At 61.9% G+C, this 26,213-nt stretch carries 27 protein-coding genes; 2 read left to right on the forward strand and 25 right to left on the reverse strand.

The genetic code is table 11. The features are described from left to right. The first annotated feature begins 104 nt into the window (after positions 1–104). Together OPC11_RS08780 and OPC11_RS08785 are read left to right on the forward strand one after the other, a co-directional pair. On the forward strand, positions 105–341 hold the full coding sequence (locus OPC11_RS08780) for a cox cluster protein (RefSeq protein WP_264781675.1): 237 nt from the start codon (positions 105–107) through the stop codon (positions 339–341). Between the two features lie 24 nt (positions 342–365). Beyond that, positions 366–764 carry a universal stress protein gene (locus OPC11_RS08785; protein ID WP_264781639.1) on the forward strand — a complete coding sequence of 133 codons (399 nt, stop codon included), beginning with the start codon at positions 366–368 and terminating at the stop codon, positions 762–764. A gap of 83 nt (positions 765–847) precedes the next feature. Here the strand turns inward: OPC11_RS08785 and OPC11_RS08790 are convergent, their stop codons facing one another. The 25 genes from OPC11_RS08790 to OPC11_RS08910 all read right to left on the reverse strand — a co-directional run bounded on the left by OPC11_RS08790 (position 848) and on the right by OPC11_RS08910 (position 26,086). Next, on the reverse strand, positions 848–1,504 hold the full coding sequence (locus OPC11_RS08790; protein ID WP_007978326.1) for a thioredoxin family protein: 657 nt from the start codon (positions 1,502–1,504) through the stop codon (positions 848–850). Continuing rightward, entirely contained in the window at positions 1,497–2,243 is a 747-nt protein-coding gene (locus OPC11_RS08795) for an ABC transporter ATP-binding protein (protein WP_007978324.1), read from the reverse strand. Before OPC11_RS08795 ends, OPC11_RS08790 begins: the two co-directional genes overlap by 8 nt. Then, the gene (locus tag OPC11_RS08800; protein WP_007978322.1) at positions 2,240–2,998 is read right to left on the reverse strand and encodes an ABC transporter ATP-binding protein; all 759 of its coding nucleotides are present in this window, start codon (positions 2,996–2,998) and stop codon (positions 2,240–2,242) included. Before OPC11_RS08800 ends, OPC11_RS08795 begins: the two co-directional genes overlap by 4 nt. Next, on the reverse strand, positions 2,998–4,131 hold the full coding sequence (locus OPC11_RS08805) for a branched-chain amino acid ABC transporter permease (protein ID WP_007978320.1): 1,134 nt from the start codon (positions 4,129–4,131) through the stop codon (positions 2,998–3,000). The genes OPC11_RS08800 and OPC11_RS08805 overlap by 1 nt, the downstream gene beginning before the upstream one ends. After that, entirely contained in the window at positions 4,128–5,090 is a 963-nt protein-coding gene (locus tag OPC11_RS08810; protein WP_026177676.1) for a branched-chain amino acid ABC transporter permease, read from the reverse strand. The genes OPC11_RS08805 and OPC11_RS08810 overlap by 4 nt, the downstream gene beginning before the upstream one ends. A gap of 128 nt (positions 5,091–5,218) precedes the next feature. Continuing rightward, positions 5,219–6,586: a substrate-binding protein gene (locus tag OPC11_RS08815; RefSeq protein ID WP_026177675.1), complete on the reverse strand. Its 1,368-nt coding sequence runs from the start codon at positions 6,584–6,586 to the stop codon at positions 5,219–5,221. 216 nt (positions 6,587–6,802) lie between these two features. Next, entirely contained in the window at positions 6,803–7,414 is a 612-nt protein-coding gene (locus OPC11_RS08820) for an acetate uptake transporter (protein WP_264781640.1), read from the reverse strand. Between the two features lie 194 nt (positions 7,415–7,608). Further along, positions 7,609–9,579, reverse strand: coding sequence for an acetate--CoA ligase (gene acs, locus OPC11_RS08825; protein ID WP_007978312.1), 1,971 nt, complete (start codon positions 9,577–9,579; stop codon positions 7,609–7,611). Between the two features lie 170 nt (positions 9,580–9,749). Beyond that, positions 9,750–10,511 carry a molybdopterin-binding protein gene (locus OPC11_RS08830; RefSeq protein ID WP_264781641.1) on the reverse strand — a complete coding sequence of 254 codons (762 nt, stop codon included), beginning with the start codon at positions 10,509–10,511 and terminating at the stop codon, positions 9,750–9,752. 56 nt (positions 10,512–10,567) lie between these two features. Then, on the reverse strand, positions 10,568–10,747 hold the full coding sequence (locus tag OPC11_RS08835) for a hypothetical protein (RefSeq protein ID WP_264781642.1): 180 nt from the start codon (positions 10,745–10,747) through the stop codon (positions 10,568–10,570). Between the two features lie 61 nt (positions 10,748–10,808). Continuing rightward, positions 10,809–12,509: a methylmalonyl-CoA mutase family protein gene (locus tag OPC11_RS08840; RefSeq protein ID WP_264781643.1), complete on the reverse strand. Its 1,701-nt coding sequence runs from the start codon at positions 12,507–12,509 to the stop codon at positions 10,809–10,811. A 62-nt stretch (positions 12,510–12,571) separates the two neighbouring features. Then, a complete protein-coding gene (locus OPC11_RS08845) occupies positions 12,572–13,012 on the reverse strand; it encodes a hypothetical protein (protein WP_264781644.1) in 441 nt (146 codons plus the stop codon). Positions 13,013–13,077: 65 nt separating this feature from the next. After that, positions 13,078–13,932 (reverse strand): CBS domain-containing protein, encoded by an 855-nt coding sequence (locus OPC11_RS08850; RefSeq protein ID WP_007978303.1) that lies wholly within the window; start codon positions 13,930–13,932, stop codon positions 13,078–13,080. 46 nt (positions 13,933–13,978) lie between these two features. Next, complete coding sequence (locus OPC11_RS08855; RefSeq protein WP_007978302.1) at positions 13,979–15,460, reverse strand: DHH family phosphoesterase; 1,482 nt, start codon at positions 15,458–15,460, stop codon at positions 13,979–13,981. A 249-nt stretch (positions 15,461–15,709) separates the two neighbouring features. Continuing rightward, entirely contained in the window at positions 15,710–17,200 is a 1,491-nt protein-coding gene (locus OPC11_RS08860) for an NADH-quinone oxidoreductase subunit N (protein ID WP_264781645.1), read from the reverse strand. Continuing rightward, the gene (locus OPC11_RS08865; protein WP_264781646.1) at positions 17,200–18,753 is read right to left on the reverse strand and encodes a NuoM family protein; all 1,554 of its coding nucleotides are present in this window, start codon (positions 18,751–18,753) and stop codon (positions 17,200–17,202) included. The genes OPC11_RS08860 and OPC11_RS08865 overlap by 1 nt, the downstream gene beginning before the upstream one ends. Then, positions 18,754–20,781: an NADH-quinone oxidoreductase subunit L gene (gene nuoL / locus OPC11_RS08870; protein WP_018128642.1), complete on the reverse strand. Its 2,028-nt coding sequence runs from the start codon at positions 20,779–20,781 to the stop codon at positions 18,754–18,756. It abuts the gene before it with no gap. Between the two features lie 2 nt (positions 20,782–20,783). Then, positions 20,784–21,086: an NADH-quinone oxidoreductase subunit NuoK gene (gene nuoK, locus OPC11_RS08875; RefSeq protein ID WP_007978296.1), complete on the reverse strand. Its 303-nt coding sequence runs from the start codon at positions 21,084–21,086 to the stop codon at positions 20,784–20,786. Next, positions 21,086–21,457 (reverse strand): NADH-quinone oxidoreductase subunit J, encoded by a 372-nt coding sequence (locus OPC11_RS08880; protein ID WP_026177673.1) that lies wholly within the window; start codon positions 21,455–21,457, stop codon positions 21,086–21,088. Before OPC11_RS08880 ends, nuoK begins: the two co-directional genes overlap by 1 nt. Then, entirely contained in the window at positions 21,454–21,720 is a 267-nt protein-coding gene (locus OPC11_RS08885) for an NADH-quinone oxidoreductase subunit J (protein ID WP_007978292.1), read from the reverse strand. Before OPC11_RS08885 ends, OPC11_RS08880 begins: the two co-directional genes overlap by 4 nt. A gap of 56 nt (positions 21,721–21,776) precedes the next feature. Next, the gene (locus OPC11_RS08890) at positions 21,777–22,238 is read right to left on the reverse strand and encodes an NADH-quinone oxidoreductase subunit I (RefSeq protein ID WP_007978289.1); all 462 of its coding nucleotides are present in this window, start codon (positions 22,236–22,238) and stop codon (positions 21,777–21,779) included. Then, positions 22,235–23,329 carry a complex I subunit 1 family protein gene (locus tag OPC11_RS08895; RefSeq protein ID WP_007978287.1) on the reverse strand — a complete coding sequence of 365 codons (1,095 nt, stop codon included), beginning with the start codon at positions 23,327–23,329 and terminating at the stop codon, positions 22,235–22,237. The genes OPC11_RS08890 and OPC11_RS08895 overlap by 4 nt, the downstream gene beginning before the upstream one ends. Continuing rightward, on the reverse strand, positions 23,326–24,981 hold the full coding sequence (locus tag OPC11_RS08900) for an NADH-quinone oxidoreductase subunit D (RefSeq protein ID WP_007978285.1): 1,656 nt from the start codon (positions 24,979–24,981) through the stop codon (positions 23,326–23,328). The genes OPC11_RS08895 and OPC11_RS08900 overlap by 4 nt, the downstream gene beginning before the upstream one ends. Next, a complete protein-coding gene (locus OPC11_RS08905) occupies positions 24,978–25,682 on the reverse strand; it encodes an NADH-quinone oxidoreductase subunit B (protein ID WP_026177672.1) in 705 nt (234 codons plus the stop codon). Before OPC11_RS08905 ends, OPC11_RS08900 begins: the two co-directional genes overlap by 4 nt. Then, entirely contained in the window at positions 25,679–26,086 is a 408-nt protein-coding gene (locus OPC11_RS08910) for an NADH-quinone oxidoreductase subunit A (RefSeq protein ID WP_007978281.1), read from the reverse strand. Before OPC11_RS08910 ends, OPC11_RS08905 begins: the two co-directional genes overlap by 4 nt. Positions 26,087–26,213: the final 127 nt, after the last annotated feature.

Consider the following 26,213-nt stretch of genomic DNA (forward strand, 5'->3'; position numbering starts at 1 on the left):
TCTTTTTCGGACATACTCGGACTTAGCGCCTGTGGATGAAAAGGCTAATCCTTGCCCTGTCGAAAGGGTTTCTCGTGCCATCTCGACTTCGCGGTCGCTCGCTCGTGGTCGGCCTGTACGTCCTCATCGTGTCGTTCGCGGGGTTCGTGGGCGTCCTCCTCGGCGCGTTCGGTCCGGAGGACATGCGCCCCGTCAAACTGTTCGGCATCATCCAGTTACAGCCGTCGCCGGTTGACCTCGCTATCTTCGGAATGGTGACCATCGGCCTGTTCCTCGGCATCTTGCTCTCGCTGGTCGTGTTCGTCTCCGAGCGATACGATGAGGCGCACCCCAAGGGATAAGACGGTTGCCTTTGACTTGTTACCATGTATCACGTCCTACTCGCGGTGGACGAGACCGAATCGCGCGCGGTGGCGCAGGCGAATGCTATCATCGACCTCTCCGAGGCGAAGGCCGACGTACGGGTCACGCTTCTCCATTCCTTTACCGACAATCCGAGTGGTGCCTCTGCACCACAGGTAACGGGCGTCCGACGAGCGAAGGATGCCCTCGAAGCCGCCAAGATCGAGACCGACATCGTCGAAGCGAGCGGAAACCCGGCGGACACAATCCTCGACGTCGCCGAAGATCGTAACGTCGATTGTATCTGCGTTGGTGGGCGTAAACGCTCACCAGCAGGAAAAGCCCTGTTCGGCAGCGTCGCTCAGTCGGTCATCCTGACCGCGAAGCGTCCCGTACTCGTCGCAGGTGAGGGTCAGCGGTAGACGGCGAGGGCGAGCCGTTACGAAAACAGGTGAACGGTCGAGCGGATGCGTCGTAGACGACCGGCATTCGGAACAGTGACCTCTCAGTCGTACACTTCCCGAAGCGACTCTACCAACGCGTCGGTTCCGATGGCTCCCGTTACCGTCTCCCGGTACTCACCGTCCCGGAAGCAGAGGAACGATGGGGCCTCCGTCACCTCAAATTCGCGTCGGAACGCCACAACGTCGTCTCCGTCGATACCGGCGAACGCTACGTCGTCGGGGATTCCTGCCCGAAGTTCGGGTAGTTTGGCGGCGACGGCCTCGCACGGTTCGCAGTCTCGTTTCCAGACCGAGACGATACAGGCGGGATGCGTTTCCAGGAAGTCCCGATACGTATCGTCGGAGAGGTGGTTCACGCCGTCGGGAACCGGCGACGACGGGCCGACTTCGGCGACCATTTCGGACATCAGTCCCAGCTCCCCTTCCGTGTACTCCCCGTCCAAATGGGCACGGAGCGCGAGGTAGTAGCTGAATCCAGCACGAGTTACGCCGCTATTGAGAGCCTCGTCACGTGAGATGTGGAACGTCTCGGCGATGCTCTCCGCGAACGCCTCGGGCGTGATGCTCGCGTAGGTGTCGTAATATATCGACCAGCGGTGCTCAAAGTCGTCCGTCAGCGCGACGGTGCCGTTCTCGATAACTACGCCCTCATCGACGAGGATGTCGAACAGCGCATCCGAACTGCTGGTTTCAGACACCAAGGTATCGCTCCCTCGTTTCGTCGTCGCCGCGGAGTTCGGCCGCGGTTCCGTCGAAAACGATCTTCCCTTGGTCTACGACGTAGCATCGGTCGGCGAGTTTGATAGCGGCCGCCGCGTTTTGTTCGACCAGCAGGATGGTCGTTCCTGTCTCGCTGATGCGTCGAATGGCGTCTTCCACGTTGGCGATTATCTGCGGCGCCAACCCCTCGTACGGTTCGTCCAACATCAACAGGTCGGTGTTCTGTTTCAGCGCCCGCGCGATGGCGAGCATCTGCTGTTCGCCGCCGGACAGCGTTCCGGCTTTCTGGGTCTGTCGTTCCCGTAGGCGCTCGAACTCGTCGTACACGTCCTCCGTCGTCATGCCGACGTGTTCGACCTGCGGTATCGACCGTCCGACCGTGTTCGACTTGTTGTGAACGACCTCCGCGAGGTGGAGGTTCTCCTCGACGGAGAGGTTGGGGAAGACGCGACGTTCTTCGGGAACGAGCGAGATGCCTCGTGTGGAGATGTCCTCCGGTTCCATCGTGGTGATGTCCTCGTCCCTGAATCGAACCGCCCCGCCGCGCACGTCCGGCGGACGTGCGCCGGCGATACTTCGGAGCGTCGTCGTCTTGCCCGCGCCGTTACGCCCGAGGAGTGCACACACCTCGCCTTCCTCGACTCGCATGGTCACATCCCGCAAGATGTGGCTTTCCCCGTAGTAGGCGTTCACGTCTTCGAGGCTGAGCAGACTCATAGCTCGACACCTCCGAGATACGCCTCCTGAACCTCCGGATGGCCCTGTACCTCGTCGGGCGTCCCTTGCGTGATGACGCGTCCACGGTTCAGCACGATGATACGGTCGGAGACGTTGAACACGATTTCCATGTCGTGTTCGACCAGCAGGATGGTGAGACCGAGTTCCTCCTTGACGCGCTCGATGAGGTCCACGGTGGCGTGTGTCTCCTCGGGCGACATCCCGGCCGTAGGTTCGTCCATCAACAGGAGGTCGGGTTCGCTCGCCAGCGCGATGCCGATTTCGAGGCGGCGTTTGTCCCCGTACGGCAGGTCCGCGGCGGGAGCCTCCCGTTGACCGAGTAACCCGACCGAATCCAGCGTTCGGCGGGTCAGCTTGTCAACCTCGGAATACCGTCGCTGGTGACGGAGGAAATTGAACCTGAACGCCCCGTGTTCGGCGGCGAGTGCGGCGATACGAGCGTTTTCCTCGACGGTCAGGTCGGGGAAGATGGACGCGGTTTGGAACGATTTACTGATTCCGGACTGAACGACGTCGTGGGGTTCGAGTCCGGTTATCGACTCTCCCTTGAATCGAATATCGCCCGCCGTCGGGTCGAGCATCCGCGTGATGAGGTTGATGAGCGTGGACTTTCCCGCTCCGTTCGGGCCGATGACGCTGACGCTCTCGTTTTCGTGAATCTCTAGGTCAACGTCATCGACGGCCACGAGGCCCCCGAATTCCTTGGTGAGACCCTCGGTATCCAAGAGCGACATCAGTTCTCACCTCCCTGTTCGGCGTCGGTTGACGGTGCCGAGAACGTTTCGCGAACCCGCCCTACGATACCCCAGATTCCCTCGGGGAAGAGAGCGATAACGGCGACGAAGATGAGCCCGAGGATGAGGTGCCAGTACGGTTGAATCGCGGGGTCGCCGCTGACGACGTTCTCCACGTAGAGATAAAGCCCGGCACCGAGCATCGGGCCGACCATCGACCCGACCCCGCCGAGGACGGTCATGACGACGATTTCACCGCTCGTCGTCCAGTACAGCGATTCGACGGGAACGTACGAGCCGTGAACGACGAAGAGACTCCCGGCGACACCGGCGAACGCGCCCGAGAGGATGAACGCCATCAGCTTGTAGCGCCAGACGTTCAATCCGACGAACGATGCGCGTTGCTCGTTCTCCCGAATCGCCTTGAACACAAGTCCGTACGGCGAATGGAGGATTCGAACGACGGCGGCGACGCAGAGGACGGTGATGGCCCCGACGAACACGTAGAGCCAGTCGCCGAGCAGTGGGACCGGCGTACCGAGTGGAATCGACTCGAACGCCGAGAACGCATCGAGGAATCCGAAGAGGTTCCCCACGTCCACGTCGGTGAACCCGTTTTCCCCGTTCGTCAATCCTTGAAGCGGCGAAAGGGCAAGATAGTAGGCCATCTGGCCGAACGCGAGCGTCAGGATGGAGAAGTAGATGCCACCGCGCCGCAGCGAGACGAAGCCGAGTATCCACGCCAGTAGCACGGCGAACAGGGTTCCGAACAGCACCATGAGCACCGGACTGCCGCTTACGCTGGCGCTGAAGATTCCGGCGGCGTACGCCGCACCGCCCCAGAAGGCGGCGTGACCGAACGACAGCAGCCCCGTGTAACCGAGGAGCAGGTTGAACCCGAGCGCGAAGATTCCCCAGATGAGGATGAGCGATGCCAGCGACTGATAGCCCCGAAAGAGGCCGCTGATGACCGGCGCACGGACGAACAGCCACGGGAAAACGGCGACGGCGAGCACGGTGAGGCCGACGATGGAGCGTTCGCTGCTGCCGAATCGGTCCAGCGTCGAAGCGACGTCCGATTCGATCAGCGAGGGGCCATCTTCGGTCGTCGGCTCGGACGTTTCGTCGTTCATGGTGCAACCTCCTCGCTACCGAGCAGACCTTGTGGCCGCGCCAGCAGAATGATGGCGGCGAGCACGTAGATGCCGACCTGCGACCACTGCGGTGCGACCGCGACCAACGACGAAAGGGTGAGTCCGATGAGAATTCCGCCGACGACCGCACCCCGAATACTTCCCACGCCGCCGATGACGACGACGAGGAAAGACGGGACGAGCACTTCCATCCCGATGTTCGGGTTCACCGCGTAGAGCGTCCCACCGACCACACCGGCGATGCCCGCGAGTGCCGCACCGACCCCGAACACCATGAGATATGGACGGGTGATTTTCACGCCGAGGAGGCGAACCATCTCGGCGTCACGGGTCCCCGCGCGCACGACGAGGCCGAAGTCGGTGTACTCGATGAGCAAGTACACGAGCGCGACCAGTACGGCGGTGATGGCGATGACGTAGAGACGCCAGATTCCGATGGTTCCCACCAGCGGTAGGTCGATCGGCCCGCTCAACTGGAGTTCGATGGAACCCAAACTAGTCTGGGCGGGGCGAGCGAAGTTGTAGCTCTGACCGCCGAACAGGATTTTGAACGCTTCTTGGACGACGATGGCAAGGCCGAAGGTAAGCAAGATTTGGTCGGTGTCGGGGCGGTCGTAGAACGGTCTTGCGATGAACCGTTCCATCAGGAGACCGACTCCGAAAACGATTATCGGGACGATAACGAGTGCCGGAAGGAATCCCAAATCGAGGCCCACTTGTCCGTACCCCCACTCGGCCAACTTTCCGTCGGAGATGGTGATGTTGAGCGTGATGAGGAGCCCGAGATACGTCCCGATGAGGTACAACGCCCCGTGAGCGAAGTTAACGAACTTCAGCGTGCCGAGAATTATCGACAGTCCGATGGCGACCAACACGTAAATGGCCCCCTGCTGAAGCCCGTTTAGTAAGATCGTCGCTAGTTGTGAAACGATACTCACGTCTACCCCTCCCCGCCGTGTTCAGATATCATGTGTCTGTAGTTTGTATCATCAATGGTAGTCATTCTCTATCAGTGTGGTCACGCGCTACCGAACGGAAACGTCGGTGTGCATCGTGATCGAATCGATTATTTGTAGGAACCTAGCTCACACTTCGAGGCCGGACCCTGTCCGCACTCGTAACCGAGTTGGTCGCGGGAGGTGATCTGGACGATTTCGAAATACTTCCCCGACTTCTGCTCCGATTTCGGCAGTCCCTTCACGACCGGTACCGCGCGCTGGGCCTGGTGATCACACTTGCGCATCGTCTCCTGTTCCATCCCGAGGTCGCTGTACTCGTAGTCTTCGAGCTGCTTGATGACCTCCGGTGGATAGAACGTCTCGGCTCGCTCCGCCGCCGCCGCGTACTGGAGTGTTTGGGCGTAGGCGAGCTGTGCCGGACCCGACGGAACCCGTCCGTTGTACTCCTCCCCGAAGAACTTCGTGAACGAGTTCGAGGGTTCGTTGTCGATTTGTGAGTCCCACGCGACGGTGCCGTAGATGCCATCGATCGCGCCGCCCGCGGCTTGTGCCATCGGCCGGTTGTAGAGAGGCATCACGATTTCCATGTCCTGGTCCAACCCCGCTTGAATCGCCCCTTTGAGGGAGTTCGCACCGTCCAGTCCGTAGTGATTCAAGAACAGGGCGTCGGCTCCGGAATTGGACGCTTCCGAAAGGTACGAGGAGAAATCCTTGGTTCCCAGTGGCGTAGCAACGCTTTTGACTTGCGACCACCCCTCCTCCTCGAAGAATTTCTTCATCGATGCCTGCTGGGTTTTCCCCCAACTGTAGTCGGCGTACAGTTGATAGAACTTGAGGTCCTTCCCGTACTCTTCTGTCACCACGGGTGCGAGTGCCTGCCCCGTCATGTAGGCGTTGAACATTTCACGAAAGCCGTATCGCGCACAGTCCTTTCCTGTCGTATCGTTGGAGTGAGTTAGACAGGCCATGAACATCACCTTCTCCTTCTGACAAAGGCCTTGGACGGCGATGGCCACCGCGCTCGATGAGCCACCGGAGATCATCATGACGTTGTCGCGGCTTATCATTCGTGAAGCTTGCTTACGGGCTCGGTCGGCGTCGGTCCCGGTGTCGCCGGTCACGTAATCGACTTGTTTGCCGAGAACGCCGTCGCCCGACAGATCGTCCCAGCTATCGACCCAGCCGCCGCCGTTGTTCAGATGCTTTACCGCCAACTTGTACGCCCGAAGTTCGTCCTTCCCCTCCGAAGCATAGGAACCGGACTGCGGAACGTTAAATCCGAACGTCACTTTGTCCCCCTCGACGGGATAGTTACCAAGTGCCGGGTAATCCTCATCACCCCCACCGCCACCGCCGTCACCGCTGCCACCGTCGTCGCTCAAGCAGCCGGTCAGACCCGCGATACCAGTTGTTCCAGCCGCTCCCGCGACCTTAACGACATCTCGACGAGTTAGCCCATCTTTGACGTGTGCCATACTAACACCCACCAATCAGTCCATAATAATAGTTAACGTATTATTTCAGCGCAGATAGAACGCATAATAAATGCCGAAAGGGGAGAGCATATATTTCCACCACTACGGTAACAGTTATGTCTGACTTGTATTAGCATCGAATTAATGTTAAAAAATACACACTTCGCAGAATCGCGCTTCGATGTCTCCCGTTCTCTTAAAAGCGAGCTCGAACGCTCAATCCGCGGGCTGTGTCTGCTGACTCGAGCTCGATCCGATGGGTGTGCTCCCTAGCGGCACGACTTCCCTGTCGTACGCCCAGTTGACCACCTCGGCGAAGCTGACGAACATCGCGTCGAGACCGGTAATGATGCCGACCCAGCCACCGGCGACGCCCAGCCAACCGATGCCGAGGTAGTCGCCGAAGCCGAGCAGGTAGAACGTGACAGATAGCAGGAGGAACACGCTCCAGAGCGCCCAGTTCAGTTTGAACGTGGCGACCCACATGTACGTCGTGAAGACGCCCCAGAGGATGAGCGCCATCCCGAGGGTGGGCACGTTGAGGGGAATCCACCCGGTCTCGGTGAAGATGACGAGCAGACCGAACCACCACCAGAACGCGCCGTAGCTGGTGAACGCGACGGTACCGAACGTGTTCCCCTCGCGGTACTCGAGCATTCCCGCCATCAGCTGAATCGTCCCGCCGAACGCGAACGCGAGCGGAACAACGACGAATTCCCCCTCCGCGGGGAGCAGTTTTGCGTTTATCATGCTCAACAGAACGGTCGTCAGCCCGAAGCCGACGAGTCCGAGCGGTGCCGGGTTTCCGGTTCTCGTATCTCCGGGCATCTATTTTTCCCCCCACAGCGTGTCTACTCTACGTAATCGCTCAGCTATTTCCCCGTAGCCCGTTGCCTGTGTCCCATTTTCAATCGACATTCGTTATACTCTCCTGGTGGTTGTTACCGGCCATCCACACATAATATTTTCCTACGGAGAAAATATTACTAAAAGTTAAAATAAATTAAGAAAAGACATCTATTTTAATCCTTTTGAACTTTCTCCTGAATATCTTCGACGACATCCGGGTTGCGGAGCGTCGACGTATCACCCAGTTCGTCCTCGTTGGCGATGTCCTCCAACAAGCGCCGCATGATTTTGCCCGAGCGCGTCTTCGGCAGTTCGGGTGTGAAGATTATGTCCTCGGGGCGGGCGATGGGTCCGATGCCGTCCTCGACGCCCTCCACGATGCGGTCGTACAGTTCCTCGTCGCCTTCGTAACCTTCCTCGGTGATGACGTAGGCGTAGACCGCCTCGCCTTTCACGTCGTGGTGGCCGCCGACGACGGCCGCTTCGGCGACGCCCTTCACGCCGACGATGGCGCTCTCGATCTCCATCGTCCCGAGGCGGTGCCCGGAGACGTTGAGAACGTCGTCCACGCGGCCGAGAACGGTGATGTACCCGTCCTCGTCCAACTTCGCGCCGTCCTCCGGGAAGTACACCCACTCGTCCGCGTCGGGGTCGGAGTACTCGGTCCAGTACTCGCTGATGTAGCGGTCGTCGTTCTTGTAGACGGTGCGGAGCATTCCCGGCCACGGCTTCTGTACCGTGAGGTAGCCCGCGCGTCCCGCCTCGACCGGTTCGCCCTGCGTGTCCACGATTTGCGCGTCGATGCCCGGAAGCGGCGGCCCGGCGCTGCCGGGTTTCATCGTACCGATGGCCGGAAGCGTCGTTACCATCATGCCGCCCGTCTCGGTCTGCCACCACGTGTCCACGATTGGGCAGTTCTCGTGGCCGATGTGTTTGTAGTACCACTTCCACGCCCGCGGGTTGATGGGTTCGCCGACCGTTCCCATCAGTCGAAGACTGGAGAGGTCGTGTTTGTCGGGATACTCCGACCCCCACTTCATGTACGCCCGAATCGCCGTCGGCGCGGTGTAGTAGATGTCCACCTCGTAATCCTCGACGATCTCCCAGAGGCGGTCCTTCTCGGGATAGTCGGGGGTTCCCTCGTACATCACGCTGGTCGTCCCGAGCGAAAGCGGACCGTAGACGATGTAGGAGTGACCCGTAATCCATCCGATGTCGGCGGCACACCAGTAGGTGTCCTCGGGTTTGATGTCGAGGACGGCGTGCGAAGTCCACGACACGTAGGAGAGATAGCCCGCCGTGGTGTGTTTGACGCCTTTCGGCTCGCCCGTCGTTCCCGAGGTGTACATCAGGAACAGCATGTCCTCGGCGTCGCGCTCGACTGGTTCGACCTCCGCGCCCTCCTGTTCGGCCACGAGGTCACCGTAGTCGTGTTCGTCGGCACCCATCGGGTGGTCGTACTCGTCGCCGAGTCGGTCCACGACGACAGTCTCCACGTCGTGGTCGACTTGCGAGACACCTTTGTCCGCCTTCTCCTTGTGATGGAGCGGGTCGCCGCGCCGATAGTACCCGTCACAGGTGATGAGGTACTCGGACACCGCGCTCTCCATCCGCGTGGCGAGCGCGTCGGCCGAGAACCCGGCGAAAACGACGCTGTGGGGGGCGCCGATGCGCGCACACGCCAGCATGGCGATGGGCAGTTCCGGTATCATCGGCAGGTACATCGTCACCACGTCGTCCTCGCCGACGCCCATCTCGCGGAGTGCGGCCGCGAACTCGTTTACCTTGCGGTGGAGTTCCTCGTACGTGAACGTCCGCGTCTCGCCGAGTTCGCCGATCCATTCGATGGCAACCTCGTCCCCTCGGTCGTCGAGGTGTCGGTCGAGGCAGTTATACGATGCGTTCAGCGACCCGCCGGTGAACCACTTGTAAAACGGCGCGTCGTCGTCTTCCAGCACGGTGTCGTAGTCCTCGTACCAATCGAGCAGGTCGGCCGCGCGCTCCCAGCACTCCGGCCAGTTGTCCTCGAACTCGTCGTAAATCTCGGGGTCCGATACGTTCGCCTGCTCGACGAACGATTCCGGTGGCTCAAACGATTCTGCCTCTTCGAGCCGCGCTTCGAGTTCCACGGTATCGTCTGTCATATATCCATGCTAGCATGCTTTTACGAGGTGCATAAAGATATGCTATGTTCGCCGACCATTTCGAGAATCGAAGTTGAAATCCATCGACAGAATCGGGATGAAAACGGCCCCCTTCGGCCCCCGTCGCTTCGCCCGATTTCACCGCCTATCTCGCGCCCGGTTCGGTCCGCTCACTCGGCGCGTCGTTCGCCCGCCGCATCCGGTGTCACTTCCTCGACGTTATCGCGCAACCACGTCGTCGCGGCGGCGACCGCTTCGGCGTCGGTCGATGTGACCTTCAATCGGCCCGGGTCGTCGTCGCGTCCCGGATAACTTCCGACGGCCACGTCGAAGCGCTCCCTGACCGTTTCGAGAACGTCGCCGAGCGCGCCCTCGGGTGCCGGTGTGTACATCGTCTTCGAGACGACTTCCCCGCCGAACTCGTCCGCGACGAGTTCGAACATGGCCTTCATCTCGCGGGGAATGCCGGGAAGGACGTAGACGCCCTCGACCGCACAACCCGGGGCCCACCCGACGTCCGTGAACAGGGGCCTCCCTCCCGCGGGCAGCGTCGCGGCCTCGTCGAGGTCCAAATCGAGGTCGTACTCGTCGGTCAACTCGGGGTTCTCCTCCGCGAACCGGCGCGCCTTCGCTTCGAGACGCTCCCGGACGTCCGTATCGACGGCCTGTTCCCGGTCGAGCGCGGACGCCACCGCGTCCATCGTCACGTCGTCCGGCGTCCCACCGAGTCCACCGGTCACGATGACCGCATCGAACGACTCGTTCCACTCTCGAACCGTGTTTTCGATTATTCCCTTCTCGTCGGGGACGGTCATGATCCTCCGAACCGACCCGCCCCGGTCGTGGATTTCCGTCGCTAACCACGTCGCGTTCGTGTTCACCGTGTCGCCCGCGAGAATTTCGTCGCCGACGGTGAGAATAGCCACTTCCATGGGTTCGAGCTATCGCACTCGATGAATAAAATCGCTCCGCTGGATGTCTTCGGGACCTATCGCGTGTCGGAGTTCGTCGGCGCTACTGCCCACCCGACGGTGAACAGCGTCCCGACGGCAACGAGGAGGAAGGCGAGGAGTACCCACGGCGTGTGTGGAACGACTATCACGAGAAAGATGGCGAGCAGCGTACACTGTAGTCCGATAATCGGCGCTCGAAGCTCGTCTACGCTCATACTTCTCACACGACGGTTGGGAAAATAAAAACCGTGAATTCGGTCTCATCGACGCTACTCGTCAGGCCAGTCCTATCTTCTCCTGATACGTGCCGTGTTCGGCCTCGAACACGTCCATGATTTCGCCCATGGTCGCATACGCCTTCACCGCGTCCACGATTGCGGGCATGACGTTCTCGTCCTCGTCTATGGCCGTCTGCAGGTCGTCGAGAGCCGCTTCGACCGCTTCGTCGTCGCGTTCCTCCTTGACCTCGGACAGTCGGGCGAGTTGGCGCTCTTGGGTCTCCTCGTCCACCTTCAGGATTTCCGGTTTGGTGTCCTCCTCGATGTCGTACTTGTTGACGCCGACGACGATTTCCTCGCCGTCCTCGACGCGCTCTTGGTACTCGTAGGACGCCTCCTGAATCTCGCGGTGGAAGTAGCCGCGGTCGATGCCTTCGAGCACGCCGTCTCGCACCGAACCGTCGCCCATCTCCTTGATTTCCTCGATGTAGGCCATCGTCTTCTCCTCGACTTCCTCCGTCAGCGATTCGACGGCGAAGCTGCCGCCGAGCGGGTCGATGATGTCCGCCGCACCGCTCTCCTCCGCGATTATCTGCTGGGTTCGCAGGGCGACGCGGACGGACTGCTCGCTCGGGAGCGCGAGCGCCTCGTCGAAGCTGTTCGTGTGGAGGCTCTGGGTGCCGCCCAGGACGCCCGCGAGCGCCTGAATCGTCACGCGGACGATGTTGTTCAGGGGCTGTTGTGCGGTGAGCGACTGCCCGGCCGTCTGCGTGTGGAACTTGAGCTGTTTCGACTTCTCGGATTCCGCGCCGTACCACTCGTCCATCACGGTCGAATAGATGCGGCGACCGGCCCGGAACTTCGCCACCTCCTCGAACAGGGAGTTGTGCGAGTTGAAGAAGAAGGAGAGTTGCGGCGCGAACTCGTCCACCTCGAGGCCGCGCTCCATCGCGTCCTCCACGTACGCGAAGCCGTCGGCGAGCGTGAAGGCGAGTTCCTGCACCGCGGTCGAACCCGCTTCGCGGATGTGGTAGCCCGAAATCGAGATGGGCTTGATGTTCGGCGTCTCGTCCACGGCGAACTCCACCGTGTCGGTAACGATGTCGAGCGACGGTTCGGGCGGGATGACCCACTCCTTCTGCGCGATGAACTCCTTCAGCATGTCGTTCTGGAAGGTACCACGAATTTCGTCGCGGGGGACGCCCTGCTGGTCGGCCAGCGCGACGTACATGGCGAAGATGACGGGCGCGCTCGGGTTGATGGTGAAGCTGGTCGAAACCTCGTCCAAATCGATGCCGTCGAAGAGGATTTCCATGTCGCGGAGGGTGTCCACCGCCACGCCCTCCTTGCCGACCTCCCCGTCGGAAAGCGGGTCGTCCGAGTCCTTACCCATCAGGCTCGGCATGTCGAACGCCGTCGAGAGTCCGGTCTGCCCGTTGTCGATGAGATAATGGAACCGTTCGTTGGTCTCCTCGGCCGTCCCGAACCCGGCGAACTGGCGCATCGTCCACGTTCGTCCGCGGTACATCGTCGGGTAGACCCCGCGCGTGTAGGGGTCTTCACCCGGATAGCCGAGGTCCTCCTCGTAGTCGAGGTCGGACACGTCCGTCGGGTCGTACAGGTCGTCCACTTCCAGATTCGAGACGGTGGCAAAGCGGTCCTTCCGCTCCCCGAATCGCTCCAGAACGGGCGAGTGGGTCTCGTCCTCCCACTCCTCTCTGGCCTGCCGGATTTCCTGCAGGTCGTCCTCGTCGTACATGCAGGTAGTTTCTGCCGGGCAATCCATTAAGGATTCGGTGGCGATTTTTGCGTCGGTTTCCGTCAGCCGAGGATGGCGACGGACACGCGGTGCGGTCCCGCGGCCGTGTCGAGTTCGACCGCTTCGACGAGGTGGTCGCGGACCCGCTCGCGCCACGCCGCGACCGCGGCCGCGTGTCGGTCGTGGTGGACCTCCACGTCGTACTCTCCGTCGGGGTCGGCGACGGTCGGGTCGGTTTCGTCGACCCGCGGATAGCTCGGCGCATCCTCGGCGACGAGTTTTCGCGGCGGAATTCGAATCGGGGCGGGACCGCCGAGACCGTCGTCCACCGGTTCGCTCTCCTGTACCACGTGGAGTCTGGCCCGCACCCGCCCGGCGAACGGGGCCGTGATTCGAAGCACCGCCTCCCGCCCCCGCTCGTTCGCTTTGAGCGCGGTCACCACGTCGTCCGCGTGGATCACCACGACGCGGATGGCCGTCGGGTCCCTGCTCTCGCCCGGCATGCGTTCCGATGGGTCACGGAGCGAGTTGTAGGTACCGCTGAATGACGAAGCGACCGAGAGAATAGCTACTGCAACCGCTTCGTCGTCTCCATCAGCGGGTGGCGGGCGTAGTCAACGACCTGGATGTCGTCGATGCTTTCGAGGCCCTCCTTTCGCGCCGTCTCCGCCATGCCGAGTTCGACCCGGTGGTCGGTGATGATGACGTAGGCGTCCATCCGCTCGATATCGAGCCTGTCGGCGGCTTTCGCGCGGTGGTGCCCGTCCGCAAGCAGGAGGGTGCTGCCGTTCTCGATGACGACCAGCGGTTCGGCCAGTCCGCGCTTCATCTCGTACACGCGACCCTCCAGTTCGTCGGCGTAGACCTTGCCCTGCGTCGGTACGAGGTCGGCGAGTCGAACCTTCCGGCGACTCTGTGTGACCTCGGTATCGTGGATGGATTCGAGGGTGCGCATGAGCTTCCCCACCTTCTCGGGAGTAACGCGCTCGATTTGGCTCCGGATGAAGTCGGTGTTGGTGATGATACCGACGAGGTTGCCCGCGTCGTCCACGACCGGGAGCTTCTGGATGCCCGACCGGAGGATGACCCGGGCGGCGTCGTTGACCACCATGTCCGGGTGGGCGACGATGAGTTCCTGCGTCATCACCTTGAAAATCGGTTCCTTCTCGTCGGCGAGCAGGAGGTCGCGGGCGCTGACGAATCCTTCCACGCGTCGGCCGTCACACACCGGGAATCCGTTGTGTCCGTCGCTCTCGGCGATTCGCCGGGCGACCTCCTCGACGGTCGCATCGGGGGAAACTGTCGCCACGTCGCGGGTCATGTACTCCTTGACTTTCGCTTTGATGCCCTCGGTTCCGCCGTCGGAAGCGATGCGAACGCGAGACGGTGACTTGCGGCCCGCTTCCTCCTCGGCCTCGTCCATGTAGAGTATCGATGCCCCGGTGAGGGAAAAACTTCCCGACCGCCCGTCACTCGTCGTCCGCGAGTTGAATGTCGAACGCCGCGACTCGCTCGCGGTCCGAATCGAAATCGTCGGGTCCCGGACGGGAGCGGACCGTCTCGAAGAACCGGTCGGTGATGATATCTCCCACGATGGTCGAGAGGGACTCCTCCTCGTCGTCCTCGACCTCACCGAGCAGGCCCAACGGAATCTGTGCGCCCGCCATGTCGGCGTGGCCGCCCGCGCTGCCTATCTGCCCGAACGCCGCCCGCATGGTTTCCCCGAGGTCGACGTCGGTGCCGCGTGCGCGCGCGGAAACGTACACGGTTCCGTCCATGAAGCCGAACACGAGCGTGACCGTCACGCCGTCCATGTTGAGCAATCGATCCGCCGCCTGCGCGAGCGCATCGCGGTCGGACAGCGACCCAACACAGCTCGCCAGCACCGTCCCGTCGAGTTCGCGGTTCCGAATCGCCCGGGAGATAGTCTCGAACGTATCGGCGCTGATGGAGGGCGTCTCGACGCGGTCCAAGGTGCTCGTATCGGCGTGCGGGAGCAAAAACGACGCCGCCTCGAAGTCGGCGACGGACACCTCGCGGGTGAAGTCCTTCGTATCGACGCGAATGCCGTACAGTAATCCGGTCGCGACCCGCTCGTCGGGGGAGATACCGAGCTGTTCCAAGTGGTCCGCGAGCAGCGAACTCGTCGCCCCGACGCCGCTTCGAAGGTCGACGAATCGCGCTTCGACGGGGTGGTTCGGCGGGTGGTGGTCGATGACGACATCGACGGGAATCTCCTCCGGCAGTTGGTCGTTGACGCCCGGACTGGAGTGGTCGACCAGCGCGAGTCCGGCGAACTCCGATATGTCGGCACCGACTTCGAGGTTCCTGAGGTCCAAATCGAGCAAGTTGACGAACGCGCGATTCTCCTGATGCGAAATCGCCCCGAAATAGCACGCCTCGGCCTCCGTCCCGACCGATTCGGCCATCCCTTCCAGTGCGACCGCGCTGGCGATGGCGTCCGGGTCGGGGTTGTCGTGCATGAAAATACCGAGCTTGCCGTCGATGTCGCGGAGGGTTCGTTGCAGTTCGTGCGTACGAAACGCGGTATCCCCGTCCGTCAGCGGAAGCAGGTGGTCGACGAGCGCCGCGCCGGGGTCGATGAACTCGTCCGCCAGTTCGTCGAGGTCCGCCCGCATCTCCGTCGATGGGCCGTCACCGGCGTAGACGACGAGATAGGCGTCGGGATGGACGTCGCGCAACGCACGTGCGGCCTGTCGGTTTTGCTCCGGGTCGTCCCCGAAGACGAAGGCGAGGTCGACGGCTGGTCTCTGTGCGACTACCTCCGTGTCCGTCGGGTCGCCGCGGGTCGCCGAAACGCCCTCCGTTCGGAGCGTTTCGACTCTACTTTCGCTCTCGTCGACGACGACGAGGCTTCCGGACCAGTCGGCCACCGATTCAACGATGGCATGCCCGACGGAACCACAGCCGAGCATGAGCCGCGAAACCATCTTACCCCCGATTCATAGTCGGACACCTAAAACTTGTTGGGAATCCGTTTACAGCGTCGAGCTGCAAAAATCGGACGAGAGACGCACTTTACGCGGCGATTCGATCGGCGAAAACGTGTCCGAACGGCATCGATATCATCCGGTCGTTTTGCGCGATACGGATGGCTCACGATTTGTACGATACGGGCGACTCACGACCGAGATCGTCGAATCGAAAAAGGCGGAAAACGCGAACGGAAATCGTGCGGTTCAGGCGAACAGCGTGGCGGCGGCGTTGTACGCCGTGTCCGCCACCGGCCCGAACGCGAACAGCAATGCGACCGTCACGACTGCGGCGGCGACGACCGCAACGTAGAGGCCCGTCGGCGTGCTTCGAATCGTGAAGTCGCCCTCCGGGTCCTCGACCCACATCGCTTTCACGACGCGGCTGTAGTAGAACAGCGACAGCGCGCTGTTTATCGCACCGACCGCGGCAAGCCACCAGAATCCGGCACCGACCGCGGCACCGAACAGGATGTACTTGCTCATGAATCCTGCACCGACCGGGAGACCGGCGAGGTTGAACAGGAACACGGTCATGGCGAGACAGGCGATGGGAGCCTTCTCGGCCAGTCCGTTGTAATCCTCGAACGTCCGGCCGACGCCCCAGTACTCGACCAGCGCGATGAACAGGAACGCACCCGTGTTCATGAAGCCGTAGACGAGCAGGTGGAGCATCGCACCGCTCAGCACACCGCTGTTGTTACCGCCGTAGAGAGCGGCCAGTCCGATGAGCACGTAGCCCGCGTGTCCGATCGAGGAGTACGCGAGCATCCGTTTCACCTTGTCCTGCGTGGCGGCCGCGAAGTTCCCGAGCGTCATCGTGACGACTGCGAGAATCTGGAAGACCAGCACCCAGTCGATGGTTCCCGAAACCAGTGCGAACGGGAACGCGGTGACGAACACGCGGAAGGCGACTGCGAACCCGGCGGCCTTCGAAGCCGACGAGAGGAAGCCCGAAATCGGCGCTGGTGCGCCTTCGTACGCTTCCGGTGCCCAGAAGTGGAACGGGACGGAGGCCGTCTTGAACGCGAAGCCAGCGACCACCATCAGCACGCCGACGCCGAGCACGCCGCCCAGCCCGCTGAACCCTTGGCCGAGCGTGGTGGCGATGAGGTCCAGCTGCAGGTGTCCGGTGACACCGTACACGAGGCTGATACCGTAGGCGAAGATGGCCGACGAGAGTGCGCCGATGAGGAAGTACTTGAGACCCGCCTCGACGCTTCCGCGGTTCTTCTTCAGCATCGCGACCAACGCGTAGGACGGGAGGCTGGCCAGTTCGAGGCTGATGAACACCGTGGCGAGGCTATTCGAGCTCGCCATCAGCGTCATCCCGGTCGCCGCGAGGACGACCAGCGTGTAGTACTCCGCCTGATAGGAGTTACCCTTCAGGTAATCGTAGCTGGCGATGCTCACCAGCGCGGTGACGCTGGCGAAGATGAGCACGAAGAACAGGCTCATCGTGTCGACGACCATCGCGTTCCCGTACAGCGGAATCGGGTTCTCGCCCGTTCCGGAGGTGATGAACCACGCCGCGAGACCGCCTGCAACGACCGCACCGAGCGTCGAGATACCCGCGAGAATCGGGTTGTCCCGCGTGTGCGGGTAGATGCTGTCCACGACCAGCAACAGCAGCGCCGTCAGGCCGAGGACGATGGCGGGCGCGAGTGCGGCCCAGTCGGGCCACGCGAATGCCGCCATCAGGCACCACCTCCGGCGAGGAGCGCCATTTCACCCACGGCATCCTGAATCATGTGGTAGAAGATGTTCGGTTGAACACCCAGCAGGATGACCAGCAGGATGAGGACCACGAGGGGCGCGACGTCGTGGAACGACGCGCGGCCGACCTCGTAGTCGGTTTCGAGCCGGAACGGCCCGAACAGCGTTCTCTGCATGGCGAACAGCAGGTAGCCAGCCACGATGACGATGCCGAACATCGCCGCTCCCGTGAACAGCGCGAGTCCGTTGGTTCCCGCTACTGTCCCTGCAAGCACGGTCGAGTGGAAGGCCCCGACGAAGATGAAGAACTCCGCCGCGAAGCCAGCCATCAGCGGCAGGCCCATGTAGCCGAACGCGCCCGCGACGAACACCGCGACCGTAATCGGCATCTTGTCCGCCAGCCCGGACATGTCCGAGACCATCCGGGTGTGCGTCGTGTTGTAGATGACGCCGACCGCCATGAACATCAGTCCCGAGATGAGACCGTGGGCGACCATCTGGAAGGTCGCACCGCCGACGCCGTACATGTTGAACGCGACGAGTCCGAGGATGACGTACCCCATCGAGGACACCGAGGAGTACGCCACGATACGCTTCAGGTCGGACTGTGCCAACGCGAGGAGCGCACCGTAGATGACGCTCACGACCGCCACGAGGGCGATGATGAACGCGTAGTCCTTCGCCACGCCGGGAAGCATGGTGAAGTTGAATCGGAGCAGCGCGTAGGTACCCATCTTCAGCATGACGCCCGCCAGCATGATGGACACCGGCGTCGGTGCCTCGACGTGGGCGTCCGGCAGCCACGTGTGGAACGGGACAATCGGGACCTTGACGCCGAATCCGATGAACATCGCGAAGAACGCGAGCGCTTTCAGCGTGCCCGCGCCGACGCCACCGAGGCTTCCCAACTGCCCGTCGTTCAACGCTTGCGCGATGACGGGCATATCGAGCGATGTGATGGAATCGCCCAGTCCGAAGACGAGGGCGATGAACCCGATGAACATCAGCAGCGAGGCGACGTTGGTGTACACGAAGAACTTGATCGCCGCGTACTTGCGCCGCGGGCCGCCCCAGATGCCGATGAGGAAGTACATCGGAACCAGCACCATCTCCCAGAAGATGAACCAGATGAAGAAGTCGAGCGCCGAGAAGACGCCGAGGAGGCTCATCTCCATGAAGAGCATCAGACCGAAGAACTGGCTCTGTCGGGACTGAATCGGCGTCCACGCCGCGAGAATCGCGAGCGGCGTGAGCACCGCCGTCAACACCAACAACGGCATGCTGATGCCGTCGAGGCCGACGTGCCAGTTCAGCGCGTAGGGGCCGAACGTGACCCACTTGAACGTCTCTTCGAAGGCGAGCTTCCCGCCCAACAGGGCGTTCCCGCTGCCGTTGAAGTCACTGTACATCCAGATGCTCCCGGCCGCGGGGAGCAGGCTCAGCACGAACGCGAGTTTCCCTGCGATTTTGTCCGGCGCAAGGAACACCGCGAACGCGCTCACCAAGGTTACCGCGAGAAGTGCTTCGACTATCATCTAGAACCAACCTCCCGTGAAGCCGAAGACGAGAAGCAGGACGACGAACGAGAGCACCAACATGAGCGCGTAGTTCGTCACGATGCCGCTCTGAATCCGCTTCACTCGGCTGCCGCCGAACAGACTCACGCTGGAGACGCCGTTGACCACGCCGTCGATGACGCCTTGGTCGAACTTGTCCGCCGCGCGCGAGACGGGGAGCGTGACGCCGGTTGCGAGCCAGACCTGATACTCGTCTTGGTAGTAGTTGTTGAACAGGAGCGTCTTCACGCTGCCCAACTTGTCGGTGTGCTCGACGGGTTGCGGGACGTTGTAGAGCACCCACGCCAGTCCGAGACCGGCAAGTGCGAACGCGAGCGAGATGCCGCTCGAAACGAGTCCCGAGAACTCCGCCGGATCGCCGTAGGCGAACCGGTTGATGAGTTCCTCGTAGTGGTGAGCACCGGTCGCGCCGACCGGTCCGTTGAGCCACGTGTGGAGGAACTCGATGTGGGCACCCGTCAGTTCCGCCACCGGCGTCATGTTGACGAGACCGATGACGGTGGCGAGGATACCGAGAACGACGAGCGGGAACTTCACGTTCCAGCGCACGCCGTGCGGGCTCCGCGCGGTGTCGCTCCGGGGTTCACCGTGGAAGGTCAGGAAGACCATCCGGAAGGTGTAGAATCCGGTGAAGAACACCGCGATGAGACCCATCGCGTACGCTCCGAGGAGGAGCGGGTTGCCGCCGAGACCGTGGACGAGCGCCTCGTAGAGCACTTCGTCTTTCGACCAGAACCCGGCGAACGGGACGATTCCCGCGAGCGCGAGCGACCCGGCGAGGAACGTCCAGTAGGTCACGGGCATGCGTTTTTTCAGGCCGCCCATGTCCCACATGTTCTCGTTGTGGTGCATGGCGATGATGACCGACCCCGCTCCGAGGAACAGGAGCGCCTTGAAGAAGGCGTGGGTCATCAGGTGGAAGGTCGCCGCGACGTAGCCACCCGACCCCAGCGCGAGCATCATGTACCCGTACTGGGAGATGGTGGAGTACGCGAGCACCTGTTTGATTTCGCGTTTGACGACGCCCATCGTCGCCGCGAACAGCGCCGTGAAGCCGCCGATGAACGCGATGATGGCGAGCACCTGCGGGAGCAGGGCGTAGAAGCCGTACATGCGCGCGACGAGGTAGACACCCGCCGCGACCATGGTCGCCGCGTGAATCAGCGCGGAAACGGGCGTCGGGCCTTCCATCGCGTCGGGAAGCCACGTGTGGAGCGGGAACTGCGCCGATTTCCCGACCACGCCGCCCAACACGAGCAGGCCGACGATGTTGAACCACATCTTCGGGTCGAGACCGAAGAGGGTCGTCACCTCTCCGCCCTCGCCCGCAATTGCCTGCTCGGCCATGTGCACGAACGAGTGGTCGCCCGTGAACTGCGCCGTGCCGAAGGTGGCGAACACCGCCACCACGCCGATGAGGAAGAAGTAGTCACCGAAGCGGGTGACGAGGAACGCCTTCTTCGCTGCGCTCGGTGGGCCGGGTTCGCGGAACCAGAACCCGATGAGCAGGTACGAACACAGCCCGACGAGTTCGAAGAACATGAACGCCATCAGCAGGTTGTCCGCGAAGACGAACGCGAGCATGCTGAAGGTGAACAGGCCGAGACCGGCGTAGTAGCGCGGGAGACCGGTTTCGCCCTCGTCGTTCATGTAGCCGAGACTGAAGATGTGCACGAGACACGCGACCAGCGAGACGATGACGAGCATCATCGCCGACAGCGGGTCGAGGAAGATGCCGAAGTGCAGGTTGAAGGTGTCGAGTCCTTCGACCCACACGATGGTCTCGTGGTAGGATTCGCCACCCGACACCGTGAGGAAGACCCACAGCGACAGGAGGAGCGACCCGGCCGTCGCGGCGATGCCCGGAATCGCGCCACCCTTGGGTAGCATCTTGCGGGCGTACTCGCCGCCGAACAGTGCGATCAGGAACGATACGAACGGCAAGAGTGCGATTACCGGTGCCAGTTGGAATGCTGTTGCCGCCATTGTTACCACCTCATAGTCGTCGCTTGGGTCACGTCCACGTCGTTGAAGTTACGATACAGCACGAGGATGATACCGATTCCCACTGCGACTTCCGCGGCGGCGAGCGCCAGCGTGAACAGGCTGAACGTCTGCCCGGTCAGATTGCCGTGATAGCTGGAGAACGCGACGAGGTTGATGTTCGCCGCGTTCAGCATCAGCTCGACGCTGATGAGGAACATCAGCGCGTTCTTCCGGGTCAGGATTCCGAACAGCCCCGAACAGAACACGGCGGCGGAGAGCAACAGGTAGTATTCGACTGGTACCATTACTCCTCGTCACCTCCCGCGTTTCGACCGCCGTCCGCCATGACCGCCGACGGCGTTCCGCTCTCGCTGTCTTCACCGTCGTCACGGCTGGCGAGCATCACTGCACCCACCAGCGCCGCGACGAGCACGAGGTCGATAATCTCGAACGCGACGAGGAATCCCTCGCTCTGGACGAGAGCGTCACCGCCGACGTTTCCGATGTTGAACATCGCGTAGCCGATGCTCGCCGTGATGTTGGCTCCGGCTCCGAAGCCACCTGCGTCGCCGAACGACGCGCCGAGGAACACCACAGCGAGGATGGCGAACAGCGCCACCGCGACGACGCCGGGAAGCATCGTGCTTGGGTCACGCATTCGTGGCCGTGATGTCATGCGTTAGTCACCTCCTCTGTACTTGAACGACGTGTGAGCATGACGGCGAACGTTATCAGGATGAGAACCCCGCCCACGTAGACGAGGATCTGCATCGCCGCAACGAATTCCGCCTGTAACATGACGTAATGGGCGGCGAAGCTCAGCAACGAAGCGCCGAGCAACAACGCCGAATGCCACACGTCCCGCACCAGGACGGCGCCCACGCTACTCGCCACCGTCAGGATGGCGAACAACGCGAACGCGATCATTTCATATGCCATTTCAGTCACCTTTGGGTTTGGGTAAACGCCCTTTTAAGATTTCGAGACGGGCGTGATTACTGGTAATCGACTGCTCCTTCGCCCTCTCCTATCCACGCGCTACGGTCCGGTTCGCGCGATTCGAGTGGGTCGATGTCTTTGTACCAGGGGACGTTCTTCAACTGTTCTTTGTTGTACACCAAGTCGTCCTTCGTGTCACCCGTGAACTCGAAGTTCTGGGTGAGCAGAATGGCGTCGACCGGGCACACTTCCTCACAGAGTCGGCAGTAGATACACTGGCCGACGTGGAGGTTGTACTGTTCGCCGTTGCGCTGGTCGTCCTGAACGATCTGAATCGTGTCGTTCGGACAGACGTTCTCGCACTGGCGACACCAGATGCAGCGCTCTTGGCTGAACTTGTGAATCCCACGGAAGCGTGGGCTTACTTCGGGTGCGACGTCCGGGTATTCGACCGTGAACGTCGTCCCGCCCAGTGCGTGTTTCATCGTCGTTGCCATCGATTTGAGTAGTCCGATCATAGCACCACCCCCACGATGATGGCCGTGAGAACCAGGTTGGCGAACGAGAGCACGAGCATGCCCTTCCAACCGATTTCGATGAGTTGGTCGATGCGCACGCGCGGAAGCGCCGAACGCGCCCACTGCGTGAACAGGAACACCGCCCAGATCTTCACGGTGAACCAGACGAATCCGATGGAGCCCGAAGCGGGACCGGACGGACCGCCGAGGAACAGCGTGGCGATGATCGCACCGCCGAGGAAGATGTGGATGAACTCGCCGAGGTAGAACAGCACGAAGTACACGCTGGAGTACTCCGTCTGGTATCCGGCGACGATTTCGGTGGGTGCCTCGGGGGTGTCGAACGGGTTCCGCCCGACTTCCGCGAGGTTCGCCGCGAGGAACAGCACGAACGCGAACGGGTTCACGAACGCGTACCACGACGGAATCGCGATGCCGCCGATGGTGATGAGCGTCTCCTGCTGTTGGGCGACGATTTGGCTCATCTGGAGCGTCCCCGTGAAGAGGACGACGGACGCCGCCGTCACGACGAGCGGAATCTCGTACGCGATGTTCTGTGCCACCGCGCGAAGGCCACCGAGAAGCGAGTATTTGTTGTTCGACGCGTAGCCACCCATCGTCAGTCCGAGCGTGGCGATGGAGGCGACGGCGAACACGTACGCCAGCCCCGTCTCGGGGTCAGCGAGTTGCAGATTGATGCCGAAAAGGGAACCCATCGGAATGACCGCAAAACCGAGCAGCGCCGAACCCGCCATGACGACGGGCGCGAGGTCGAATGCCGGACGGTCCGCACCTTCCGGGATGATGAGTTCTTTCGACAGCAGCCGCACCGCGTCGGCCACGATGATGAACAGGCCGAACGGCCCGACACGATTGACCGCGATACGATCGGTGAACGCGGCGGTGATTTTCCGTTTCGCCCACGGACCCGCGAACGCCGTCATCGTCAGCATGATGGTGCCGATGACGGCCGCCGCGATGAGCGCCGAGAGCAGCTCTATCGGCGCGCCGGGGTTGTTGCCGCCCAGCGCACGCGCTATCTGTTCGGGGAGAAGGACCGTTCCCGTCCCCTGCAGCGGAACGGGATTCATCGGTCGACCTCCCCGAGAATCACGTCGAGGCTGCCGAGCGTGGCGACGAGGTCGGGGATGTACTCCCCGTTGGACATCTCACCGAGCGCGGAGAGGTTGCAGAAACACGGACTTCGAATCTTGAATCGGCCGGGTTTGTCCGTCCCGTCCGAGCGGATGTAGATGCCGAGTTCTCCTTTCGCGCCCTCGACCGCGCGGTACGTTTCCGTGTCCGCGTCCGGTTTGAGGGTCCGGGGGACGTTCGACTGAATTTCGCGTTCGTCCTCCGGCCAGTCTTCGAGCAGGTCGACACACTGGTCGATGATCTTCGCCGACTCCTCGACTTCGCGCATCCGAACGAGGAGGCGCGCGTAGTTGTCACAGCCGTCCTCGGTCACGACGTCCCAATCGAGTTGGTCGTAGTAGCCGTAGGGGTCGTCGCGGCGCAGGTCGTAGTCGATGCCCGATGCGCGAGCGACGGGACCGGTGACGCCGTACTGTTTGGCGACCTCGGGTTCGAGAACGCCGGTTCCGATGGTCCGAATCTGGAACAGCTCGTTGCTCGTGATGAGGTCGTGGTACTCCTCCAGCGTCGGCGGGAGGTCGTCGAGGAAGTCCCGAATCTTGTCGAAGAAGTCCTGACGCGGTTCCGGGATGTCCCAGACGACGCCGCCGAGGCGGAAGTAGTTGAACATCATGCGCTGGCCGGTCAGGTCCTCCAGGATGTTCTGGACGATTTCGCGGTCGCGCATCGCGTACATGAAGATAGCAGTGAAGTCGCCGTAGATGTCGAGACAGAACGTCCCCAGCGCCAGCATGTGCGATGCGATACGGCAGAGTTCGGCACCCATCGTCCGAATTATCTGCGCGTACTCGGGCACGTCGAGGTCGTTCAAATCTTCGGCCACGCGCGCGTAGGCCCACTCGTTGAGCAGCCCGGCGGACGCGTAGTCCCAGCGGTCGGGGTACGGCATGATCTGGTGCCGGTAGGTCCCGTTCTGGGCCATCTGCTCCTCACAGCGGTGGAGATAGCCGATGTCCGGGTCGACGTCGGCGACTTGCTCGCCGTCGAGCGTCGTCTTCAGGTGCAACACACCGTGGGTTGCCGGGTGGTGCGGCCCGATGTTCAGGAACATCGTGTCCGAATCCGCGTCGTAGTGGTCGTCCTGAATCGGGTTCTTGTGCTCCTCGAACGAGACGATTTGTGGCCGGTCTTGGTCGTAGTTCTGCGCCAGGGGGTGGCCCTGCCACGTCTCGGGGAGGAGGATACGACGAAGGTCCGGATGACCGTCGTAGTCGATGCCCACGAGGTCGTAGGCCTCCCGCTCGTGCCAGTCGGCGGATCGATAGACGGGTTCCGCGGTCTGGCTCGCGGGCGCATCGGTCGGCGTCGGAACGACGACGCTCACCTCTTGGGTCGGGTCGGCGTACTTCTTCAGGTGGTAGACGCTCTCGTAGCGGTCCTCGTAGTCCTGTGCCGTGACCATCGAGAGGTGGTCGAATCCGGCCTCGTCGCGCAGGATTGTCAGTGCGTCCTGCACTTCGTCGGGTCGAACGACGAATCCCGGCGCGTTGAGATGTTCCTCGCGGCCGATAACGTGGTCACCGAGCAGCGCGGCGAGCTGGTCGCCGTCGAGTTCCTGCGCTGCCGGTACTTCTCGTTGCGAACTCATGGTGAATCAGCCCAGTTGTAGCGCATGACGAGCGAGTCCTCGTCGATTCTGTCGGCGAGCGTGTCTACCAGTTCGTCCTGTTCCAGGTCCCCGAACTGTTCGAGTTCGTAGGGCTTGACCGTCACCGGGCTGGTCTCGCCGTTGGCGACGCGCTCTTGGAGCTTGACGACGCCGTAGACGAGTGCCTCGGGTCGCGGCGGGCATCCGGGGACGTGAATGTCGATGGGGATGACCTCTTCTGCGCCCTTGATGACGTTGTATCCTTCCTGGAACGGGCCGCCGCTGATGGCACACGACCCCATGTTCACGACGAACTTGGGTTCGGGCATCTGGTCGTAGACGCGCTTCATCCGCGGCGCGAACTTCGAGACGACCGTCCCGGGGACGATCATCACGTCGGCCTGCCGCGGCGACGCACGCGGGACGCCGGACCCGAAGCGGTCCAAGTCGTGTTTCACCGCGTAGGTGTGCATCATCTCGATACTGCAGCACGCGATACCGAACTGCAGCATGAACATCGACGACCCCCGCACCCAGTTCATGAACTTGTCGAACTTCGTGAGGATGAACGGCGACGCGCCGAAGGCCTCACGGAGTTTCGAGTTAAAGCGGTCATCGACACCCTCGCCCATCCGAGCCTCGCGGGTCTTCGTCTGGGGGGCTGTACTACCGTGTATGTATTCCCGTGGTTCGTTGCTCATTGTTCCATACTCCGTTGCGTTCCGCGGGGGCTACGAACCCACCGCACCGCTCCGTTGCGCCAGGCCCACGCGAGCCCGACGACGAGAACCGCGATGAAAACCAACATCGGGACGAGCACCGTCGCAAGGCTGACGCCGCTGTCGATAGCGTTGCGATAGATGACGGTCCAAGGGAAGATGAGGACCGTCTCGATGTCGAAGACGACGAACAGCAGCGCAACCATGTAGTATTGGATGTTGAACCGAATGCGCGTCGTCCCGGTTGGAATTTCACCGCTCTCGTAGGTGGCGGATTTTCCCTGTTCAGGCACGCTCGGTCTGAGGAGACTCGACACAGCCATCATACTGAATGGTATGGCGAGGCCCACCAGCACTAGCGCGCCAATGGCTACCCATGGATTCATTACCGGTTTTCTCCTAGCAGGCGGTGTTTTGTGAGCGCACCCCTATAAGCGTTGATTCTTGAGATTCTGGCCGGACAGCGCCGCTCCCGCCCGCATTCCGGCAACTGACGCTTTCTATTCAGTAACG

The sequence above is a fragment of the Haladaptatus sp. T7 genome, assembly GCF_026008575.1.
GTDB lineage: Archaea > Halobacteriota > Halobacteria > Halobacteriales > Haladaptataceae > Haladaptatus > Haladaptatus paucihalophilus.

Coding starts and splice junctions, on each gene's coding strand:
- OPC11_RS08890 (WP_007978289.1), bottom strand. CDS start 22,238: ATGATCGGACTACTCAAATCGATGGCAACGACGATGAAACACGCACTG.
- OPC11_RS08840 (WP_264781643.1), bottom strand. CDS start 12,509: ATGTACGACGAGGACGACCTGCAGGAAATCCGGCAGGCCAGAGAGGAG.
- OPC11_RS08850 (WP_007978303.1), bottom strand. CDS start 13,932: ATGGACGAGGCCGAGGAGGAAGCGGGCCGCAAGTCACCGTCTCGCGTT.
- OPC11_RS08785 (WP_264781639.1), top strand. CDS start 366: ATGTATCACGTCCTACTCGCGGTGGACGAGACCGAATCGCGCGCGGTG.
- OPC11_RS08855 (WP_007978302.1), bottom strand. CDS start 15,460: ATGGTTTCGCGGCTCATGCTCGGCTGTGGTTCCGTCGGGCATGCCATC.
- OPC11_RS08845 (WP_264781644.1), bottom strand. CDS start 13,012: ATGCCGGGCGAGAGCAGGGACCCGACGGCCATCCGCGTCGTGGTGATC.
- nuoK (WP_007978296.1), bottom strand. CDS start 21,086: ATGGTACCAGTCGAATACTACCTGTTGCTCTCCGCCGCCGTGTTCTGT.
- OPC11_RS08910 (WP_007978281.1), bottom strand. CDS start 26,086: ATGAATCCATGGGTAGCCATTGGCGCGCTAGTGCTGGTGGGCCTCGCC.
- acs (WP_007978312.1), bottom strand. CDS start 9,579: ATGACAGACGATACCGTGGAACTCGAAGCGCGGCTCGAAGAGGCAGAA.
- OPC11_RS08905 (WP_026177672.1), bottom strand. CDS start 25,682: ATGAGCAACGAACCACGGGAATACATACACGGTAGTACAGCCCCCCAG.
- OPC11_RS08820 (WP_264781640.1), bottom strand. CDS start 7,414: ATGCCCGGAGATACGAGAACCGGAAACCCGGCACCGCTCGGACTCGTC.
- OPC11_RS08800 (WP_007978322.1), bottom strand. CDS start 2,998: ATGTCGCTCTTGGATACCGAGGGTCTCACCAAGGAATTCGGGGGCCTC.
- OPC11_RS08830 (WP_264781641.1), bottom strand. CDS start 10,511: ATGGAAGTGGCTATTCTCACCGTCGGCGACGAAATTCTCGCGGGCGAC.
- nuoL (WP_018128642.1), bottom strand. CDS start 20,781: ATGGCGGCAACAGCATTCCAACTGGCACCGGTAATCGCACTCTTGCCG.
- OPC11_RS08895 (WP_007978287.1), bottom strand. CDS start 23,329: ATGAATCCCGTTCCGCTGCAGGGGACGGGAACGGTCCTTCTCCCCGAA.
- OPC11_RS08860 (WP_264781645.1), bottom strand. CDS start 17,200: ATGGCGGCATTCGCGTGGCCCGACTGGGCCGCACTCGCGCCCGCCATC.
- OPC11_RS08815 (WP_026177675.1), bottom strand. CDS start 6,586: ATGGCACACGTCAAAGATGGGCTAACTCGTCGAGATGTCGTTAAGGTC.
- OPC11_RS08900 (WP_007978285.1), bottom strand. CDS start 24,981: ATGAGTTCGCAACGAGAAGTACCGGCAGCGCAGGAACTCGACGGCGAC.
- OPC11_RS08805 (WP_007978320.1), bottom strand. CDS start 4,131: ATGAACGACGAAACGTCCGAGCCGACGACCGAAGATGGCCCCTCGCTG.
- OPC11_RS08880 (WP_026177673.1), bottom strand. CDS start 21,457: ATGACATCACGGCCACGAATGCGTGACCCAAGCACGATGCTTCCCGGC.
- OPC11_RS08795 (WP_007978324.1), bottom strand. CDS start 2,243: ATGAGTCTGCTCAGCCTCGAAGACGTGAACGCCTACTACGGGGAAAGC.
- OPC11_RS08865 (WP_264781646.1), bottom strand. CDS start 18,753: ATGATAGTCGAAGCACTTCTCGCGGTAACCTTGGTGAGCGCGTTCGCG.
- OPC11_RS08885 (WP_007978292.1), bottom strand. CDS start 21,720: ATGGCATATGAAATGATCGCGTTCGCGTTGTTCGCCATCCTGACGGTG.
- OPC11_RS08835 (WP_264781642.1), bottom strand. CDS start 10,747: ATGAGCGTAGACGAGCTTCGAGCGCCGATTATCGGACTACAGTGTACG.